26 protein-coding genes are annotated in these 17,333 nt (G+C 47.3%); 23 read left to right on the forward strand and 3 right to left on the reverse strand.

The window, feature by feature from the left end:
• Positions 1-24: 24 nt before the first annotated feature.
• From prdA to ABGT54_RS11635, 6 genes are all read left to right on the forward strand, one after another.
• Entirely contained in the window at positions 25-1,881 is a 1,857-nt protein-coding gene (prdA, locus tag ABGT54_RS11610) for a D-proline reductase (dithiol) proprotein PrdA (protein WP_204908365.1), read from the forward strand.
• 17 nt (positions 1,882-1,898) lie between these two features.
• Positions 1,899-2,195 carry a CBO2463/CBO2479 domain-containing protein gene (locus ABGT54_RS11615; protein ID WP_204908366.1) on the forward strand — a complete coding sequence of 99 codons (297 nt, stop codon included), beginning with the start codon at positions 1,899-1,901 and terminating at the stop codon, positions 2,193-2,195.
• 2 nt (positions 2,196-2,197) lie between these two features.
• Positions 2,198-2,923, forward strand: coding sequence for a D-proline reductase (dithiol) protein PrdB (gene prdB / locus ABGT54_RS11620; protein ID WP_204908367.1), 726 nt, complete (start codon positions 2,198-2,200; stop codon positions 2,921-2,923).
• A 67-nt stretch (positions 2,924-2,990) separates the two neighbouring features.
• Entirely contained in the window at positions 2,991-3,758 is a 768-nt protein-coding gene (prdD, locus tag ABGT54_RS11625) for a proline reductase cluster protein PrdD (RefSeq protein ID WP_346664227.1), read from the forward strand.
• Positions 3,759-3,770: 12 nt separating this feature from the next.
• Positions 3,771-4,253 carry a glycine/sarcosine/betaine reductase component B subunit gene (locus ABGT54_RS11630; protein WP_346664228.1) on the forward strand — a complete coding sequence of 161 codons (483 nt, stop codon included), beginning with the start codon at positions 3,771-3,773 and terminating at the stop codon, positions 4,251-4,253.
• Positions 4,254-4,756: 503 nt separating this feature from the next.
• Positions 4,757-5,413, forward strand: a complete 657-nt coding sequence (locus ABGT54_RS11635) for a YcxB family protein (RefSeq protein WP_346664229.1) — start codon at positions 4,757-4,759, stop codon at positions 5,411-5,413.
• Positions 5,414-5,513: 100 nt separating this feature from the next.
• Here ABGT54_RS11635 and ABGT54_RS11640 read toward each other — a convergent pair whose 3' ends face one another.
• The gene (locus tag ABGT54_RS11640; protein WP_346664230.1) at positions 5,514-6,446 is read right to left on the reverse strand and encodes a permease; all 933 of its coding nucleotides are present in this window, start codon (positions 6,444-6,446) and stop codon (positions 5,514-5,516) included.
• 304 nt (positions 6,447-6,750) lie between these two features.
• Here ABGT54_RS11640 and ABGT54_RS11645 point away from each other — a divergent pair, with 304 nt between their 5' ends.
• Positions 6,751-7,230: a DUF2752 domain-containing protein gene (locus ABGT54_RS11645; RefSeq protein ID WP_346664231.1), complete on the forward strand. Its 480-nt coding sequence runs from the start codon at positions 6,751-6,753 to the stop codon at positions 7,228-7,230.
• 26 nt (positions 7,231-7,256) lie between these two features.
• Here the strand turns inward: ABGT54_RS11645 and ABGT54_RS11650 are convergent, their stop codons facing one another.
• Together ABGT54_RS11650 and ABGT54_RS11655 are read right to left on the reverse strand one after the other, a co-directional pair.
• Entirely contained in the window at positions 7,257-8,642 is a 1,386-nt protein-coding gene (locus ABGT54_RS11650; protein ID WP_346664232.1) for a sodium-dependent transporter, read from the reverse strand.
• A 169-nt stretch (positions 8,643-8,811) separates the two neighbouring features.
• Positions 8,812-9,684, reverse strand: a complete 873-nt coding sequence (locus ABGT54_RS11655; protein WP_346664233.1) for a LysR family transcriptional regulator — start codon at positions 9,682-9,684, stop codon at positions 8,812-8,814.
• Between the two features lie 472 nt (positions 9,685-10,156).
• Here ABGT54_RS11655 and rpsJ point away from each other — a divergent pair, with 472 nt between their 5' ends.
• The 16 genes from rpsJ (at position 10,157) to rpsH (ending at position 17,304) form a co-directional block, all read left to right on the forward strand.
• The gene (gene rpsJ, locus ABGT54_RS11660; RefSeq protein ID WP_070087938.1) at positions 10,157-10,474 is read left to right on the forward strand and encodes a 30S ribosomal protein S10; all 318 of its coding nucleotides are present in this window, start codon (positions 10,157-10,159) and stop codon (positions 10,472-10,474) included.
• A 74-nt stretch (positions 10,475-10,548) separates the two neighbouring features.
• Positions 10,549-11,229 (forward strand): 50S ribosomal protein L3, encoded by a 681-nt coding sequence (rplC, locus tag ABGT54_RS11665; protein WP_346664234.1) that lies wholly within the window; start codon positions 10,549-10,551, stop codon positions 11,227-11,229.
• Between the two features lie 29 nt (positions 11,230-11,258).
• A complete protein-coding gene (gene rplD / locus ABGT54_RS11670; RefSeq protein WP_346664235.1) occupies positions 11,259-11,879 on the forward strand; it encodes a 50S ribosomal protein L4 in 621 nt (206 codons plus the stop codon).
• Positions 11,879-12,184, forward strand: a complete 306-nt coding sequence (rplW, locus tag ABGT54_RS11675; RefSeq protein ID WP_346664236.1) for a 50S ribosomal protein L23 — start codon at positions 11,879-11,881, stop codon at positions 12,182-12,184. Before rplD ends, rplW begins: the two co-directional genes overlap by 1 nt.
• Before the next feature lie 82 nt (positions 12,185-12,266).
• Positions 12,267-13,109 (forward strand): 50S ribosomal protein L2, encoded by an 843-nt coding sequence (gene rplB / locus ABGT54_RS11680; RefSeq protein WP_346664237.1) that lies wholly within the window; start codon positions 12,267-12,269, stop codon positions 13,107-13,109.
• Positions 13,110-13,130: 21 nt separating this feature from the next.
• Positions 13,131-13,412: a 30S ribosomal protein S19 gene (gene rpsS, locus ABGT54_RS11685; RefSeq protein WP_204908377.1), complete on the forward strand. Its 282-nt coding sequence runs from the start codon at positions 13,131-13,133 to the stop codon at positions 13,410-13,412.
• Between the two features lie 28 nt (positions 13,413-13,440).
• Entirely contained in the window at positions 13,441-13,827 is a 387-nt protein-coding gene (gene rplV, locus ABGT54_RS11690) for a 50S ribosomal protein L22 (protein ID WP_346664238.1), read from the forward strand.
• Between the two features lie 11 nt (positions 13,828-13,838).
• Positions 13,839-14,492 (forward strand): 30S ribosomal protein S3, encoded by a 654-nt coding sequence (rpsC, locus tag ABGT54_RS11695; protein ID WP_346664239.1) that lies wholly within the window; start codon positions 13,839-13,841, stop codon positions 14,490-14,492.
• 2 nt (positions 14,493-14,494) lie between these two features.
• Entirely contained in the window at positions 14,495-14,932 is a 438-nt protein-coding gene (rplP, locus tag ABGT54_RS11700) for a 50S ribosomal protein L16 (RefSeq protein WP_070087931.1), read from the forward strand.
• Complete coding sequence (gene rpmC / locus ABGT54_RS11705) at positions 14,922-15,125, forward strand: 50S ribosomal protein L29 (RefSeq protein WP_204908379.1); 204 nt, start codon at positions 14,922-14,924, stop codon at positions 15,123-15,125. Before rplP ends, rpmC begins: the two co-directional genes overlap by 11 nt.
• Before the next feature lie 34 nt (positions 15,126-15,159).
• On the forward strand, positions 15,160-15,414 hold the full coding sequence (gene rpsQ, locus ABGT54_RS11710; RefSeq protein ID WP_204908380.1) for a 30S ribosomal protein S17: 255 nt from the start codon (positions 15,160-15,162) through the stop codon (positions 15,412-15,414).
• 19 nt (positions 15,415-15,433) lie between these two features.
• Entirely contained in the window at positions 15,434-15,802 is a 369-nt protein-coding gene (gene rplN, locus ABGT54_RS11715; protein WP_204908381.1) for a 50S ribosomal protein L14, read from the forward strand.
• Positions 15,803-15,817: 15 nt separating this feature from the next.
• The gene (gene rplX / locus ABGT54_RS11720) at positions 15,818-16,129 is read left to right on the forward strand and encodes a 50S ribosomal protein L24 (protein WP_346664240.1); all 312 of its coding nucleotides are present in this window, start codon (positions 15,818-15,820) and stop codon (positions 16,127-16,129) included.
• Between the two features lie 23 nt (positions 16,130-16,152).
• Entirely contained in the window at positions 16,153-16,692 is a 540-nt protein-coding gene (gene rplE / locus ABGT54_RS11725; RefSeq protein ID WP_346664241.1) for a 50S ribosomal protein L5, read from the forward strand.
• An 11-nt stretch (positions 16,693-16,703) separates the two neighbouring features.
• The gene (locus ABGT54_RS11730; RefSeq protein WP_006427396.1) at positions 16,704-16,889 is read left to right on the forward strand and encodes a type Z 30S ribosomal protein S14; all 186 of its coding nucleotides are present in this window, start codon (positions 16,704-16,706) and stop codon (positions 16,887-16,889) included.
• A 13-nt stretch (positions 16,890-16,902) separates the two neighbouring features.
• Positions 16,903-17,304 (forward strand): 30S ribosomal protein S8, encoded by a 402-nt coding sequence (gene rpsH, locus ABGT54_RS11735; protein WP_346664242.1) that lies wholly within the window; start codon positions 16,903-16,905, stop codon positions 17,302-17,304.
• Positions 17,305-17,333 lie beyond the last annotated feature (29 nt).

Raw genomic sequence — 17,333 nt, forward strand, 5'->3', positions numbered from 1 at the left:
AACCTAACAAGGAGGGAAAACAATATGTCAATCACAGCTGAAACAGCGAAAGCTCATGCACATGATCCTGCGGTTCTTTGCTGCAGAGCCGAAGCTGGCATCACAATTGAACCTGCGAATCTGGAAGATCCGGCGATCTTTGATGATTTGGTAGATTCAGGATTATTAAGCCTCGATGGATGCCTTACCATCGAAGAAGTTTTGGGAGCAAAGCTTACAAAAACTTGTGATTCTCTTTGCCCGTTAACAGCAGATGTACTGGACGGAGTAAAAGCACCGAGCGCACCGGCAGAGGAAGAAGAGGAAGCAGCTCCGGAGGCTCCGGCAGCACCGGCACCGGTTGCACCGGCAGCACCGGCAGCAGGCGGAGTTCTTAAGATCCACATCGGAGAAGGAAAGGACATCGACCTTGAGATCCCGGTTGGAGCACTTGGAGCAGGCGGCGCAGCAGCAGTTCCGGTACCGGCTGGCGCTGAAGTTGCAGCAGGCGCAGCAGCACCGGCAGCAGAGGCTGGCGAGGAGAAAGTCGTAAGAAGCCTGACAAGAAAGCACTTCAACATCACAGAAGTTAAGAGAGGACCGGAGACCAAGATCGAGGGAACTACTCTTTACATCCGTGAAGGCATTGAGCAGGAAGTTATCGACAATCAGGAACTGGTAAAAGATTTCCATCTGGAGATCATCACTCCTGACAAATATCACACCTATTCCGAGACAATCATGGACGTTCAGCCGATCGCTACAAAGGAAGGCGACGCTGACCTTGGTACAGGCGTAACAAGAGTTCTGGACGGCGTTGTAATGATGCTGACCGGTACAGATGAAGGCGGAGTTCAGATCGGTGAGTTCGGTTCTTCCGAAGGATACCTGGATGAGAACATTATGTGGAACCGTCCGAGCTGCCCGGATAAAGGCGAGATCTTTATCAAAGGTAACATCGTGATCCAGGAGAAGACCAACATGGAGCGTCGTGGACCTATGGCTGCCCACACCGCTTTTGATGTGATCACTCAGGAGATCCGTGAAGTGATGAAAGAACTGGATGAGAGCCTGGTAGTTGATACAGAGGAACTGAAACAGGTTCGTCGTCCTGGCAAGAAGAAAGTTGTTATCGTTAAGGAGATCATGGGACAGGGAGCTATGCATGATAACTTCATCCTTCCTGTAGAGCCTGTAGGAATCCTTGGCGCAAGAGCAAACGTAGACTTAGGAAATGTTCCGGTATGCGTATCTCCGCTGGAGGTTCTGGATGGATGTATCCATGCTCTGACCTGTATCGGACCTGCTTCCAAGGAAATGTCCAGACATTACTGGAGAGAGCCTCTGGTTCTGGAAGCTCTGCATGATCCGGAAGTTGACCTTTGCGGCGTTGTATTCGTAGGAAGCCCGCAGATCAACGCTGAGAAATTCTATGTATCCAAACGTGTCGGACACACTGTAGAGATGATGGACGTAGACGGAGCTTTCGTTACAACAGAAGGTTTCGGAAACAACCACATCGACTTCGCAAGCCATATCGAGCAGATCGGTATGAGAGGCGTTCCGGTAGTAGGTATGTCCTACTGTGCAGTACAGGGCGCGCTGGTTGTTGGTAACAAGTACATGACCTACATGGTTGACAACAACAAGTCCGAGTCCGGTATCGAGAACGAGGTTCTTGGCTGCAACACTCTTTGCGAAGAGGATGCGATCCGTGCACTGGCTATGCTGAAGACAGCTATGGCTGGAGAAGAAGTAAAGGCTGCTGAGAAGAAGTGGAATCCGAACGTAAAATCTACCAACGTAGAGCTGATCGAAGCTGCTTACGGCAAGAAGGTTGAGCTTGTTGAGAACGAGCAGTCTCTGCCGATGAGCCAGAAGCGTAAGGAAAAATACGACTAATTTAAGAAGGCAGTTACATGAATAACGAACGATTGCATTATGGTGACAAGATCATTTATATGGAAGGCGTTGTAGTAGATGTTGACGACTGCAGTATCAGCGTCGACCTGAAAGGACGCCTAGGGTTCTTCAAAGCGCCGAAGCGGATGTTCATCTGTGACACAGAGCCGAAAGTAGGCCAGGAGATCGGATGGAACATGAGCTTTCCGGAGCAGCTTGGACCGGAAATAAATGATAAATATGTCAGCAATATCGAAAAAGAACGGCGCAAACAAGAAGAAATGCGCACTCGTTTGGATAATAAGGAGGTCTAAAAATGAGTTTAACGGTTGTTAAAGGTTTACAATCAGAAATCTTCGTACCTATTACTCCACCGGCAGTATGGACTCCTGTAACAAAAGAGCTGAAAGATATGTCTATCGCTCTTGCGACAGCAGCAGGTGTTCATAAGAAATCCCAGGAAAGATTTAATCTTGCTGGTGACTGGACATGGAGAAAAATCGAGAACACCACACCATCCAGTGATCTGATGGTATCCCATGGTGGATATGACAACAGTGATGTTAACAAAGACATCAATTGCATGTTCCCCATCGACAGAATCCATGAGCTGGCAGCAGAAGGCTTCATCAGAGCCTGCGCTCCGGTACACGCCGGATTCATGGGCGGCGGCGGAAACCAGGAGAAATTCAAACACGAGACTGGACCGGCTATCGCACAGATGTTCAAAGAAGAGGACGTAGACGCAGTCATCCTCACCGCTGGCTGAGGAACCTGCCACCGCTCTGCAGTATTGGTGCAGAGAGCGATTGAAGAAGCTGGAATTCCTACTATTATCATTGCAGCTCTTCCTCCGGTTGTTCGTCAGACCGGTACTCCTCGTGCAGTTGCTCCGCTGGTTCCTATGGGAGCTAACGCTGGTGGACCGCACAATGTTGAACAGCAGACACAGATCGTAAAAGCAACTCTTGAGCAGCTGATCAAGATCCAGACACCTGGAACCATCGTACCGCTGCCGTATGAGTATGTAGCTAAGATCTAAGGAAACGTATGGAAAGGGCAGATGATCTTCATCTGCCCTTCTTTTATAAAAGCAGGAGGTGAACGATTTGGCAGAAAAAGAAATCGATTTGAGACGTCTCGTGATCAAGGCTTTCCATATGACAGATGTGGAATTTGGCGAGCATAATGATATTACCGTGGACGGACATATGACAGTCAGCAAAGAAATGCTGGATGAGCTTGTTGCCAAAGAAGAACATATTGAAAAGATCGATATTCAGATCATCAAACCAGGCGACCATGACCGGTGGACCAATACCATCATGGATATCATCCCGATCTCCACAAAGGTGCTGGGGAAACTGGGCGAGGGCATCACACATACGATCACAGGCGTGTACGTCATGCTGACAGGCGTGGACGTAAACGGAAAGCAGTGCCATGAATTTGGCTCCTCTGAAGGAAACCTGAAGGATCAGTTATATCTGAACCGGGCGGGGACGCCGGGGGACAATGATTACATCATTTCCTTTGACGTGACGCTGGCGGCAGGCATGGGGCAGGAACGGCCGGGTCCTACGGCTGCACATCGCGTCTGCGATGAATTTATTCAGACCTACCGGGATAAGCTTAAAAAATTCAAAGGCGAAAAGTGTACGGAGCGTCATGAGTATCATGATATTGTAAGACCTGGAAAGAAACGTGTTCTGATCGTAAGACAGGTGGCCGGACAAGGTGCGATGTATGACACCCATCTGTTCTCAAATGAGCCGTCTGGCGTAGAAGGAGGACGTTCAATCATAGATATGGGCAATATGCCGATCCTGATCACTCCGAATGAGTACAGAGACGGTATTATCCGCTCTATGCAGTAGGAGGTGTAAGATATGGGTATTGGACCATCGACAAAAGAAACGACATTGCATCATTTCCGGGATCCGCTGCTGGAAGTAGTGGCTGCTGATACGGACCTGGACCTGATGGGCATTATTATTGTAGGAACACCGGATGATAATAAGGATAAGCTTCTGGTGGGAACCAGAACCGCCGTATGGGCAGAAGCTATGCGTGCGGACGGTGTGATCCTTTCCTCCGACGGTTGGGGAAACAGCGACGTAGATTATACCAACACCTGTGAGCAGCTGGGCATCCGCGGGATTCCGGTGACTGGCCTGAATTTCAGCGGTACGGTGGCGCAGTTTGTGGTAGTCAACGATTATCTGGACGGTATCATTGATATCAATAAGAGCGAAGACGGGACAGAAACCAATGTTGTGGGAGAAAATAATATGGTAGAGCTGGACTGTCTGAAGGCAAAAGCGCTCCTGAAGCTGAAGATGCGCCAGATGGATCAGAAGAGAAATCAGTAAGCAGTATGAAGCAAAGAAAAGGCACGACATCCGAAATGTCGTGCCCTTTCTTTTTGGTATGTCATTGAGAGGTTTTCCTCGTTGCATTGCAGTTTGCATTATATACAAAGCTGGGGAATGCTTCTCTTAACAAAGAGATGTATATATCAATTGGAGTTCACTTCGCGCAGGACCATTTTGGGGGAATGATCGGCGCAGAGCGTAACTGCAAATACAACCAAAATCAGCTCTTAAACGGCTGTGCTGTTTAAGATGGTATAAATATAGCATCCGTTTTTGGGGCTGTCAAGGCGAATAGGGGTGGAAAATAAAACTTTGTATAAAGTGGACATAAATGTTTAATAAATATACAAAAAAGTGTGCACTTTAACGAAGCGTTATGGTAGCGATTTAGCATAGGAAAGCAAGAGAAGGAGAAAAGATTTTTAAGTAGGAAAAGAGATAGAATTGTGGTATAATTACAATATGCTTGTTTAGGGAAGATGGAGGATAAGTTTAGAGAAATGGAAAATCAAGAGATACAGGCTGCGGGGGACCCGCGCAGAAATTATTATACCGTAAATATCCGGCGGGATTCTGCCATGATGATGAAGTTTATTAAATTCCAGAACCGGATCAGTCATCCGAGAGTCACGTTCAATCTGGTTGTCACCGGAGTGCTGCTTGCGCTGATCCCCACATTGGTGAAAGACCTGGCTATGCCGGGCGTGATCGTAAGTTATGGCGTGGGCGGACTTCTGATCCTGACCGGACTGTTCCGGCAGTACCTGACCTTGTCTATGATGAAAAGCAACCCGGAGGTAAAGGAAAATGAAGAGATTACCTATTATTTCGGGAATGCAGGCATCCGGGCGGTACGCGACGGCCGGGAGGAAAATATGGGGTATTATAAAGGAGTATATCGGATCTGGGAAGATGAAAAGACTTTTTTTGTGGGAATGAATGAGGACGATCTTCTGATCCTGCCTAAAGCTTCCTTTGAGGAAGGGAACGCGTCGGATTTTAAAGAGTTTCTTCTTGAGAAGAGCGGGGCGGATTATCGCTGGAAGCCGCTGGGACTTATGAACCGCTGGAAAGATTTTCTTGCCCAGACCAGGAACCGCATTACTTACCTGCAGATGGAGGCCAGAGAGCGGGATAAAAAAGGAAAGAGGAAGTAAGGACAGACGGAACATGGAAAGGAAAAGGGAGACCGCATTACGATGCGGCCTCCCTAATATATTTTCGTATTTAATTATGTGTATTGCCGTTCGCTGGCAATTAAGCAGCGGAACCTTTCTTGATCGCGTCGTGCAGATACAGGAAAGCGGTGATGTAAACGATGACTGCGATAACCTTTGTAAGGGTATCCAGCGGTAAGCTGGATACGAAAGCGTATGCACAGTAAACACCGATAGCTCCGAAGATTGCCTGTGTCCAGCATGCAACCATGTCGTATCTTCCCTGAGCGATGAATTTCGGGCCATTACCAAAAGCCATCAGGTATGCACAGGATCCCATCATAGCCGGGAATGCACATCCGGCATCCATTCCAAGTGCAAGAACCATAGCCATACAAGGAGCGTAAAGACCTACGCCGATACTCATCAGAGCGCCAAATACAAAGTTGCCGACAACAGCGATCACAAGTTTCACGCCGCGCAGTCCGAGCTCTGTACCGATGGTGCCAAATGGTCCAATGGCAAATACCTTCATCAGGATTACGGTTGCCAGGATGAACAGACCTACGAACAGTGCGTAACGAACTTTCTTACGGTCGAATTTGGTTACGATGTCAGCCATTACGAAAGATCCGATTACGGAAGCTGCGATCATCAGAACCAGTGTCAGGATATCCATATCTACGAAACCGAAGAACAGGAATGCCTCTACACATACAGGAACGGTGTCGCCTACGTTCAGAGTACCGGGAACCAGGATATCGTCTACAGACTTCGTCAGCTTAAAGGAAGCAGAAGACGGAGCGAAAGAACCGATTCCAAGAGTGTCCAGGAAGTTTGCTACGAATCCTGTAATAATAGTAGCAACAAGATTCTTTGGTTTCATTCCCTGTTTCCAGAGTTCTTCGCCAGTCATGCCGGTTCCAGGGTCTTTTTCCGGATTAGCGCGCAGCTCTTTGTTCTTGCGGATCATTAAGATCACGTTCAGGAGAATACCGATCACGCATAATCCCTTCATGATGTACATTGCCATAAAACATCCCTCCAGATTATAAATTATAACTGTGAATCTGCCGTATACGCTACCCCCGATTATAGCAGGTGACAGATTCGATTATCACGCTCATTATATCATTAAAAATTTAACGAGTCAACGCATTCCACACTTAAAGGGGGATTTTTTGAAATTTTTTGTGAAAAAGTAATAAAAAACAGATTATAAGAAGTGTGAAAAACGTTTGTAAGACTGGTCTTTGGGGAACAGAACTGATAGAATAGGAACAGGGATATCAACAGCGACAGAAAAACCGGAGGGATTACATCCGGCGGAGGCGGACATGAAAAAGAACGGAAAACATATGTGGAAACGAAAAGAGAAGGAGAAGAGAAGACCGGTGTATCTGGTGTGGGTGCATCTGGTGATTGGCGCGGCGCTCCTTTTACTGGCTGTTGTCTGGCAGTGTCCTGTGCGGCTTCTCTTCGGGGTCCCGTGCCCGGGCTGCGGGACCACCCGGGCCTGTATCGCTCTTTTGTCGATGGATGTGAGAGCGGCTTTCGGGTATCAGCCGGTTTTTCCGCTGATCCTTATTTTGTTTCTTTACGGGATCCACCGCAATATAATAAGAAGAAAGTGGATGGAAAAGGGACGCCGCTGGAAGGGGAGCCTTGAAACAGCGCTGGTGCTGGCAGCCGGAGGGGTTGTTCTGGCGGTGTATGTGGCCCGGCTGCTTTTGCAGACGTCTCCGGTGATGGAGATTGCCCTGGAGGAGGGGCTTGTGTATCAGGCGATGGAGCTTGCGGGTATTGCCGGAAGGTAGTGCGGATCACAGAAAGCCGGCGTCTGCTATTTGATGAATCCAAATACCGTAAGCAGGATCACGATCATGAAGAAGGGAACCAGTACGACGGTCCGGATCTTGTCAAACAGGGTAACATGGCCAAACGTTCCGTCGTTGGTTACTTCTTTTTCGTAATTCTTAAATCCCCATACTTTTGCAATAAACACACAAACCAGGATACAGCCAATGGGCATCAGGAGATAGGCGGTAAACATGTCGAGCCAGTCATAAAGCCCGTAAGAAGCAAATCCGTTGGCGTCGATCCAGGGAAGTTTCAGCCAGCTTAGCCTGCCAAATCCAAGGGATACGAAGATGTTCCCTGCGCCGATGATCACGGCGGTCAGGATGGTGGCATTTCTTCGGCTCATGTGCCGGTTGTCTTCAAAGGTCCGGATAGCAATCTCGAAGAAGCTGAACAGGGAAGAGATCACGGCAAAAAGGATAGCCAGGAAGAAACAGGCGCCGATAAAGCGGCCTCCTGCCAGCCGGTCAAAGATATCGGTCATAACATTAAAGACCAGACTGGGACCGGCGGATTCAATGTCCACGCCTCCGGAGAAGGCGGAAGGAACCACGACGAATCCTGCAAGGATCGCTGCTGCGGTGTCAAAGACAGATACCATGATGGCATCGCTTTTCAGGTTGTTCTTTTTGGGGATATTTGCGCCCAGCGTCTCATAAAGCCCCCAGCCGATGCCGATGGAGAAGAGCACCTGTGTGGCTGCCTGGGCAAAAGTGGTAAACGTAAATTTGCTGAAATCCGGCAGCAGATAGTATTTGACGCCTTCCATGGCGTTGTCGTTTACGAACAGGGCCCAGATTCCGCAGACGATCAAGAGAACGAATAATAACGGCAACATGACTTTGGAAATCTTTTCTACGGTATTGGTAATCCCGAAATACAGAAGAAAAGATACGAGGGCCAGCAGGATCATGGTCCAGACGATGGGTTCCACAGCTGAAGAAGTAAAAGCGTCGTAGTAGGCCTGCTTGTCGGAGCCGAAATCGCCGCTGATGATATACTGGAAGGCATACTTGGCCACCCAGCCTCCCACAACTACATAATACATACACAGAAAAAGGGTGCAGATGTTGGCCAGCCATCCGGCGAATCCCCATTTCTTGTGGATCTTCTGAAAACAGGATACCGTATCCTTGCCGGTGAAGCGCCCGATCGCTGTTTCCATCTCTACCATGGGGTGTCCCATCAGGATGACTACAAGAATGTAGATTACCAGAAATACTCCGCCGCCGCCTTCATAGGCCAGGTAGGGGAAGCGCCAGATATTGCCAAGTCCGATGGCGGCGCCGGCGGCGACCATGAGATAGCCGAAGCGAGAGCCCCACTGCCTGGTTTCGTTGTTAGACTGATTGCTCTGATTCTTACTCATAATATCCCCGTCCTTTCTGTAAAAAAATACCCCCACTGCCGTGAGAGTACTTTTTGGATTATAAAAATTAATTCCTCTTCTTTAGTATAGCTCCGGATAGAAGAAGTGTCAATAAAATATTAGAAAACCTAATGCAAACATTAGGCTAGATTATAAAAAAGCAAAGAGATTAATCATCCAAAAGGAAATCTTTGGCGTATTCCAGGAAGGTGCGGGCGGCCGGAGACAGCTCTCTGGCAGATGCATAGGCAAGGCCCAGCTGTCTGGAAAGTCTGGGGGATGTGCGGCGGCAGACAAAGTTCCCGGAGAGTTTTCGGAGAAGCAGTCCCGGGAGAAGCGTGGAACCAAGACCGTGCTCAACCATGGAAAGAACAGAAAACTCATTGATAGAGACATAGCGGATGTCTGGGTTTAGCCGGTGCTCTTTCAGGATACGGTGGATATCGCTGCCCGGTACATAAGCGGTGGTTACAAAAGGAGAGCCTTCAAAGCTTTCCAGGGGGATGTCCGTTTCATCCGCCAGGGGATGGTCGGCCGGAAGAACAGCGTAGATCTCGTCTTCCATGACCGGGAGAAACTGATAGTGGTGTCCCTCCTGACGGCTGATAAAGCCGATGTCCACCCGGCGCTCCTGGATCCAGTCCGCCAGTTCTCCTTCGTCTCCTTCAATGACCTGAAAGTGGATATCCGGGTGGTCAATGCGGAATTTTTTAATGATGCTGGGGATCCAGTGGATGGAGCAGCTAAGATAGGTGCCGATGCGGATGGTCCCGACCTGTGCGCCCTGCAGGGAAGCGATTTCCTGGCGGATCACTTCGTCGGCATTTAACAGGGCGCGCACCGACGGAAGCAAAGCCTGTGCTTCCGGAGTCAGCTTCATGCCCCGACCCCGCTTTACAAAGAGAGAAAATCCGACTTCTTTTTCCAGGGCCTTCATCATTTGTGTGACGCCGGACTGGGTGAGGCCCAGTTCCTCGCCGGCTCTGGTGAAGCTTCCGTGATCGTTGACGGCCAGCATAACTTTCCATTTTTTTACATCCATAGTTGGTCTCCTCTCTTTTGTTTGTGTCTTTTTTGTTGTATCTGTTGAATTGGAAATCTGCAGTAAGAGATCCTGGATCCGGCTGTGCGCCGGGGGATGTCTCTGATATTTAAAATGGTAACGGAAACCCGGACGAAAAACAAGAAAAAAGAAAGAAATCTTTGAAAAACGGATTGTATCTAAAAAAATACAATATTTCCGACAAAGGGCTTGAAAATGGCGGGATATTCCGATATACTATAAAAGCTGTGACATTGATAGCTGTGAAGCGTGAGGTTGCTGCCCGCAAGTGGCAGGTTTTCCGTGGAGCGAATGTCAAGTTAGGAAACTGGCGACAAGTCACTGTACGAAACTATAACAGCCACTGAAATGTGGCAACAACCCGTGAGTAGCTCACGACACACACGGGAGAGTGTACAGTCACCGCTTGTCGTACTGAGGTAAGAAGTACGAAAAGGAGGCGACTTTTTTTATGGCAAGTCAAGTAATGAGAATCACACTGAAAGCGTATGATCACCAGCTGGTAGATGCATCCGCAAAGAAAATCATCGAAACTGTGAAAAAGAACGGATCAAAGGTGAGCGGACCGGTGCCGCTTCCGACAAAGAAGGAAGTAGTTACCATTCTTAGAGCTGTTCACAAATACAAAGATTCCAGAGAGCAGTTCGAGCAGAGAACTCATAAAAGACTGATCGATATCATCACACCGACCCAGAAGACGGTAGATGCTCTTTCCAGACTGGAAATGCCGGCCGGCGTGTACATTGATATCAAAATGAAAAACAAGTAAGAAACGCAGTAGTTCCTAACATTTAGGATGAACGCAAAAGTGCGTTCCGCTGTAAATCACAGGAGGTAATCATAATGAAGAAAGCTATCTTAGCTACAAAAGTCGGTATGACTCAGATCTTTAATGAAGATGGAACACTGACGCCTGTAACTGTGCTTCAGGCAGGACCCTGTGTGGTAACACAGATCAAGACTGTAGAGAACGACGGTTACGATGCGGTTCAGGTGGGATTCGTTGACAAGAAAGACAAGATCGTAAACAAAGACAAGAGCGGTAAAAAAGAGATCGTTCATCGTCACGGACTTACAAAGGCAGAGCAGGGACATTTTGCAAAAGCCGGCGTATCCGGAAAGAGATATGTAAAAGAGTTTAAGTTTGAAAATGCAGGCGAGTATGAACTGGCGCAGGAAATCAAAGCAGATATCTTTGAGGCAGGCGACAAGATCGATGCATCTGCGATCTCCAAAGGAAAAGGATTCCAGGGCGCGATCAAGAGACACGGCCAGCACAGAGGACCTATGACTCATGGTTCCAAATTCCATCGTCATGCAGGTTCCAACGGCGCTGCATCTGATCCGAGCAAGGTATTCAAAGGAAAGAAGATGCCCGGTCAGATGGGACACAAGAAGATCACCATCCAGAACCTTGAGGTTGTGCGCGTAGACGCAGAGAACAATCTGCTTCTGGTAAAGGGATCCGTACCGGGACCGAAGAAGTGCTTAGTAACAATCAGAGAAGCGGTAAAAGCTAACTAGGTTTTGGCGAAGAAAGGAGGACGCTTAGAATGGCTAACGTATCTGTTTACAATATCGAAGGTAAAGAAGTTGGTACGATGGAATTAAACGATGCGGTATTTGGTGTGGAAGTTAATGACCACCTGGTACACATGGCTGTCGTAAACCAGCTTGCAAATAATCGTCAGGGAACACAGAAGGCAAAGACACGTTCTGAAGTTTCCGGCGGCGGAAGAAAACCCTGGAGACAGAAAGGAACCGGTCATGCAAGACAGGGATCCACAAGAGCTCCCCAGTGGACAGGCGGCGGAGTGGTATTTGCTCCGGTACCGAGAGATTACAGCTTTAAGATGAACAAGAAGGAAAAGAGAGCGGCTCTTAAGTCTGCCCTGACTTCCAGAGTAGAAGAGAAGAAGTTCATCGTGATCGACGAGATCAATTTTGAAGATTTCAAAACAAAGAACATGGCAAACATGCTGAAGAATCTTGACGTTTCCAAGGCATTGGTTGTATTGGAAGATGGAAATACAAACGCAGAGGTTTCTGCAAGAAACATCGCGGATGTAAAGACTGCAAAGACAAACACGATCAACGTGTACGACATCTTGAAGTACAACACAGTAATCGCAACAAAAGCGGCTGTTGCTAGTATCGAGGAGGTGTACGCATAATGGCAGATATCAAGTATTATGATGTAATCCTGAAACCGGTAGTAACCGAGAAGAGCATGAACCTGATGGGGGAAAAGAAATATACATTCCTGGTACATCCGGAAGCAACAAAGTCTCAGGTAAAAGAAGCAGTAGAAAAGATGTTTAACGGCACAAAGGTAGAGAGCGTAAACACCATGAACTGCGAAGGAAAGAAAAAGAGAGTCCGCGGAACATTCAAGTTCGGTAAGACTGCAAAGACAAAGAAAGCAGTCGTTAAGCTGACGGCGGACAGCGCTGACATCGAGATCTTCGAGGGTCTGTAGACCTGACGAGAGCGAGCGGCAGCGCAAGATATACGGTGCAATTCCGTGACAAAAACAATTAGCATTTGAAAGGAGAACAACAATGGGAATTAAGACATACCGCCCATATACGCCTTCCAGAAGGCAGATGACCGGATCTGATTTTTCAGAGATCACAAAGACAACTCCGGAAAAGTCTCTGCTGGCTTCCAAGAGCAGACAGGCAGGACGCAACAATCAGGGAAAGATCACAGTAAGACACCGCGGAGGCGGAGCTAAGAAGAAATACAGGATCATCGACTTCAAGAGAAGAAAAGATGGTATTCACGCAACTGTTCTTGGTATCGAGTATGATCCGAACAGAACAGCAAATATCGCGCTGATCTGTTACGAAGACGGAGAAAAGGCATACATCCTTGCTCCGGAAGGACTGACAGACGGCATGAAGGTTATGAACGGACCGGAAGCAGAAGTAAGAGTAGGAAACTGCCTGCCTCTCTCCGAGATCCCGGTAGGTACACAGATCCACAACATTGAGCTGCATCCCGGCAAGGGCGGCCAGATGGTACGTTCCGCAGGAAACAGCGCGCAGCTGATGGCAAAAGAGGGAAGATATGCGACGCTTCGTCTTCCTTCCGGAGAGATGAGAATGGTACTCAGCGAGTGCCGTGCTTCCATCGGTGTTGTAGGAAACGGTGACCACAACCTGATCAACATTGGTAAAGCAGGACGGAAACGTCACATGGGTATCAGACCGACTGTTCGTGGTTCTGTTATGAACCCGAATGACCATCCGCACGGTGGTGGTGAAGGCAAGACTGGAATCGGACGTCCGGGTCCGTGCACACCTTGGGGCAAGCCAGCACTTGGTCTTAAGACAAGAAAGAAAAATAAAGCTTCTAACAAGATGATTGTAAGAAGAAGAGATGGGAAAGCGATCAAATAGTATTTAAGGAGGTTAGAACCTATGGCACGTTCAATTAAAAAAGGACCATTCGCAGATGCAAGCCTGCTCAAAAAGATTGACGCCATGAACGAAAAGGGAGAAAAGTCTGTTATCAAGACATGGTCCCGCCGTTCTACAATCTTCCCGAGCATGGTTGGACATACAATCGCCGTACATGACGGAAGAAAACATGTACCGGTATATGTGACAGAAGATATGGTAGGACACAAGCTTGGTGAGTTTGTTGCCACCAGAACCTACAGAGGTCACGGAAAAGACGAAAAGAAATCAAAAGTTAGATAATATTAGAGTTTGAAAGGAGGGTTCATCCATGGCAAAAGGACATAGATCCCAGATTAAGAGAGAAAGAAATGCTAATAAGGACACAAGACCTTCAGCTAAGTTATCTTACGCAAGGGTTTCTGTTCAGAAGGCATGCTTCGTACTGGATGCCATCAGAGGTAAGGATGTAACAACAGCACTTGGTATTTTGACATACAATCCAAGATATGCTTCTAGTTTAATAAAGAAATTATTAGAGTCTGCAATTGCAAATGCCGAGAACAACAACGGCATGAGCGCTGAGAACCTTTACATTGCAGAGGCTTATGCAAACAAAGGACCAACAATGAAGAGAATCAGACCGAGAGCACAGGGAAGAGCTTACAGGATCGAAAAGAGAATGAGCCACATTACACTTGTGCTTGATGAAAGATAAGGAGGGCAAACATGGGACAGAAAGTTAATCCTCATGGCTTGAGAGTCGGTGTTATCAAAGACTGGGACTCTAGATGGTATGCAGAAAAAGAGTTTGCAGACTACTTAGTAGAAGACCATGAAATCAGAACGTATCTTAAGAAGAGATTATACAGCGCTGGTATTTCCAAGATCGAGATCGAGAGAGCATCTGACCGCGTAAAGATCGCTATCTATACAGCGAAGCCGGGTGTTGTGATCGGTAAAGGCGGTTCTGAGATCGAGAAAGTAAAAGGTGAGCTTAAACAGTTCACAGACAAGAAGCTGATCGTAGACATCAGAGAAATCAAGAGACCGGACAAGGATGCACAGCTGGTAGCAGAAAATATCGCACAGCAGCTTGAAAACCGTATTTCTTTCAGACGTGCAATGAAATCCTGCATGTCCAGAACCATGAAGGCAGGAGCCCTCGGTGTGAAGACATCCGTATCCGGACGTCTTGGCGGAGCTGATATGGCGCGTACCGAGTTCTACAGCGAAGGCACCATTCCTCTTCAGACACTGAGAGCAGACATTGATTACGGATTCGCCGAGGCTGACACCACTTACGGAAAAGTAGGCGTTAAGGTATGGGTCTACAAGGGCGAAGTTCTTCCGGAGAAAGCAGATAAGGAAGGAGAGAAATAAACATGTTAATGCCAAAAAGAGTAAAACGTCGTAAACAGTTCCGCGGTACGATGAAGGGCAAAGCTCTTCGCGGGAACAAGATTACAAATGGTGAATATGGTATTGTTGCAATGGAGCCCTGCTGGATCCGTTCCAACCAGATCGAGGCTGCCCGTGTTGCCATGACTCGTTATATCAAGCGTGGCGGTAAAGTCTGGATCAAAATATTCCCGGATAAACCTGTAACTACGAAACCAGCCGAGACACGTATGGGTTCCGGTAAGGGAACTCTGGAATACTGGGTAGCAGTTGTAAAGCCTGGCCGCGTAATGTTCGAGATCGCGGGCGTATCAGAAGAAGTTGCAAGAGAAGCTCTTCGTCTGGCAACCCACAAGCTGCCATGTAAATGTAAAATAGTTTCTCGCGCAGACTTAGAAGGCGGTGATAACAGTGAAAATTAATGCATTTGTAGAAGATTTAAAGACAAAATCAGCTGCAGAGCTGAACGAAGAATTAGTAGCTGCTAAAAAGGAACTTTTCAACCTGAGATTCCAGAATGCGACCAATCAGTTAGACAACACCAGCAGAATCAAAGAAGTGAGAAGAAATATTGCCAGAATTCAGACTATCATCACTGAAAAGAGCGCAAAATAGCAGAGCATCCTATACAATGAAAGGAGTATAGACTGTGGAAAGAAATCTTAGAAAAACACGTGTTGGTAAAGTTATCAGCAATAAAATGGATAAGACCATCGTTGTTGCAGTAGAAGATCATGTAAAACATCCACTGTATAAGAAGATCGTTAAGAAAACTTATAAGCTGAAAGCGCATGACGAGAACAACGAGTGCAACATCGGCGACACAGTAAAAGTTATGGAGACAAGACCGCTGTCCAAGGATAAGAGATGGAGACTTGTCGAAGTTATGGAAAAAGTGAAATAGTATAAGGAGGGAAACCTGCATGATACAGCAAGAAAGCAGACTGAAAGTAGCAGATAACACAGGTGCGAAAGAGTTACTGTGTATCCGTGTACTTGGCGGTTCAACAAGAAGATATGCAAGTATCGGTGATATCATCGTTGCTTCCGTTAAAGATGCAACACCAGGCGGCGTTGTAAAAAAAGGTGATGTAGTAAAGGCAGTTGTTGTCCGTACTGTAAACAGCACACGTCGTAAAGACGGCTCCTACATCCGTTTTGACGAGAATGCAGCAGTTATCATCAAGGATGATAAGACACCAAGAGGAACCCGTATTTTCGGGCCGGTAGCAAGAGAGCTCCGTGACAAACAGTTCATGAGAATCGTCTCCCTGGCTCCGGAAGTACTGTAAGGAGGTGCGAGCAAGATGTCTATGTTAAAGATCAAAAAAGGCGACACCGTAAAAGTAATCGCCGGCAAAGATAAAGACAAAGAAGGCAAAGTGCTTTCTGTTGACCAGAAGAACGGCAGAGTAGTGGTAGAAGGCATCAACATGCTGACCAAGCACACCAAACCAAGCGCTGCCAATCAGAACGGCGGTATTATCCATCAGGAAGGTTCTATCGACATTTCCAACGTGATGTATGTTCACAAAGGAAAGGCAACCAGAGTCGGAATCAAGATGGACGGAGATAAGAAAGTACGCTACGCTAAATCTACAGGCGAAGTGATCGATTAATCACAGGAAGGAGGGTGTACACATTGAGTAGACTGAAAGAACAGTATCAGAACGAGATCGTCGACGCACTGACGAAAAAGTTCGGCTATAAAAATATCATGGAAGTGCCAAAGCTCGATAAGATCGTGATCAACATGGGCGTTGGCGAGGCAAAAGACAATGCAAAGGTTCTGGATTCCGCAATCGCTGATCTGGAGAAAATCACCGGTCAGAAAGCAGTGATCTGCAGAGCTAAGAAGTCCGTGGCAAACTTCAAAGTCAGAGAAGGTATGGCTATCGGATGTAAAGTTACGTTAAGAGGCGAGAGAATGTATGAGTTCATGGATCGTCTGATCAACCTGGCTCTGCCTCGTGTGCGTGACTTCAGAGGTGTGAACCCCAACGCATTCGACGGAAGAGGAAACTATGCTCTTGGCATCAAGGAGCAGCTGATCTTCCCGGAGATCGAATACGATAAGGTTGACAAGGTAAGAGGTATGGATGTAATCTTTGTCACCACCGCTAAAACAGACGAAGAGGCTCGCGAGCTGCTGACACAGTTCAACATGCCGTTTACAAAATAAGGAGGTAAATTATGGCTAAGACAGCGATGAAAGTAAAACAGCAGCGCAAACAGAAATTCTCTACCAGAGAATACAACCGCTGCAGAATCTGTGGACGTCCACACGCATATTTGAGAAAATATGGAATCTGCCGTGTTTGCTTCCGTGAACTGGCATACAAAGGACAGATCCCGGGCGTGAAGAAAGCAAGCTGGTAAGGAGGAAAGAATCATGACTATGAGTGATCCAATCGCAGATATGCTTACAAGAATCCGTAATGCAAATACTGCAAAACATGATACAGTAGATGTACCGTCATCCAAGATGAAACTCGCCATCGCGAACATCCTGCTTGACGAGGGATATATTGAAAAATACGACCTCATTGAAGACGGCGTATTTAAGACCATTCATATCACCCTGAAATACGGCGCAGATAAGAATGAAAAGGTTATCACAGGCCTGAAGAGAATTTCCAAACCGGGACTTCGCGTATACGCAAGCTGCGAGAATATGCCGAAGGTATTCGGAGGACTTGGAACAGCGATCATCTCCACCAACAAGGGCGTGATCACTGATAAAGAAGCAAGAAAACAGGGCGTAGGCGGAGAGGTTCTCTGCTACGTTTGGTAACAATCACAAAGCAACTGAAAACAGAGCAG

The sequence above is a fragment of the uncultured Merdimonas sp. genome (genome assembly GCF_963929015.1).
Classification (GTDB): Bacteria; Bacillota; Clostridia; order Lachnospirales; family Lachnospiraceae; genus Merdimonas.

Bases quoted from the DNA above. Each gene is read 5' to 3' on its own strand.
- rplB (WP_346664237.1), top strand. From the start codon at position 12,267: ATGGGAATTAAGACATACCGCCCATATACGCCTTCCAGAAGGCAGATG.
- rplW (WP_346664236.1), top strand. From the start codon at position 11,879: ATGGCAGATATCAAGTATTATGATGTAATCCTGAAACCGGTAGTAACC.
- rplN (WP_204908381.1), top strand. From the start codon at position 15,434: ATGATACAGCAAGAAAGCAGACTGAAAGTAGCAGATAACACAGGTGCG.
- rplD (WP_346664235.1), top strand. From the start codon at position 11,259: ATGGCTAACGTATCTGTTTACAATATCGAAGGTAAAGAAGTTGGTACG.
- rpsJ (WP_070087938.1), top strand. From the start codon at position 10,157: ATGGCAAGTCAAGTAATGAGAATCACACTGAAAGCGTATGATCACCAG.
- ABGT54_RS11655 (WP_346664233.1), bottom strand. From the start codon at position 9,684: ATGGATGTAAAAAAATGGAAAGTTATGCTGGCCGTCAACGATCACGGA.
- rplX (WP_346664240.1), top strand. From the start codon at position 15,818: ATGTCTATGTTAAAGATCAAAAAAGGCGACACCGTAAAAGTAATCGCC.
- prdA (WP_204908365.1), top strand. From the start codon at position 25: ATGTCAATCACAGCTGAAACAGCGAAAGCTCATGCACATGATCCTGCG.
- rplP (WP_070087931.1), top strand. From the start codon at position 14,495: ATGTTAATGCCAAAAAGAGTAAAACGTCGTAAACAGTTCCGCGGTACG.
- ABGT54_RS11645 (WP_346664231.1), top strand. From the start codon at position 6,751: ATGAAAAAGAACGGAAAACATATGTGGAAACGAAAAGAGAAGGAGAAG.
- ABGT54_RS11615 (WP_204908366.1), top strand. From the start codon at position 1,899: ATGAATAACGAACGATTGCATTATGGTGACAAGATCATTTATATGGAA.
- ABGT54_RS11635 (WP_346664229.1), top strand. From the start codon at position 4,757: ATGGAAAATCAAGAGATACAGGCTGCGGGGGACCCGCGCAGAAATTAT.
- rpsH (WP_346664242.1), top strand. From the start codon at position 16,903: ATGACTATGAGTGATCCAATCGCAGATATGCTTACAAGAATCCGTAAT.
- rplV (WP_346664238.1), top strand. From the start codon at position 13,441: ATGGCAAAAGGACATAGATCCCAGATTAAGAGAGAAAGAAATGCTAAT.
- ABGT54_RS11630 (WP_346664228.1), top strand. From the start codon at position 3,771: ATGGGTATTGGACCATCGACAAAAGAAACGACATTGCATCATTTCCGG.
- rpsC (WP_346664239.1), top strand. From the start codon at position 13,839: ATGGGACAGAAAGTTAATCCTCATGGCTTGAGAGTCGGTGTTATCAAA.
- rpsS (WP_204908377.1), top strand. From the start codon at position 13,131: ATGGCACGTTCAATTAAAAAAGGACCATTCGCAGATGCAAGCCTGCTC.
- ABGT54_RS11650 (WP_346664232.1), bottom strand. From the start codon at position 8,642: ATGAGTAAGAATCAGAGCAATCAGTCTAACAACGAAACCAGGCAGTGG.
- rplC (WP_346664234.1), top strand. From the start codon at position 10,549: ATGAAGAAAGCTATCTTAGCTACAAAAGTCGGTATGACTCAGATCTTT.
- ABGT54_RS11640 (WP_346664230.1), bottom strand. From the start codon at position 6,446: ATGGCAATGTACATCATGAAGGGATTATGCGTGATCGGTATTCTCCTG.
- ABGT54_RS11730 (WP_006427396.1), top strand. From the start codon at position 16,704: ATGGCTAAGACAGCGATGAAAGTAAAACAGCAGCGCAAACAGAAATTC.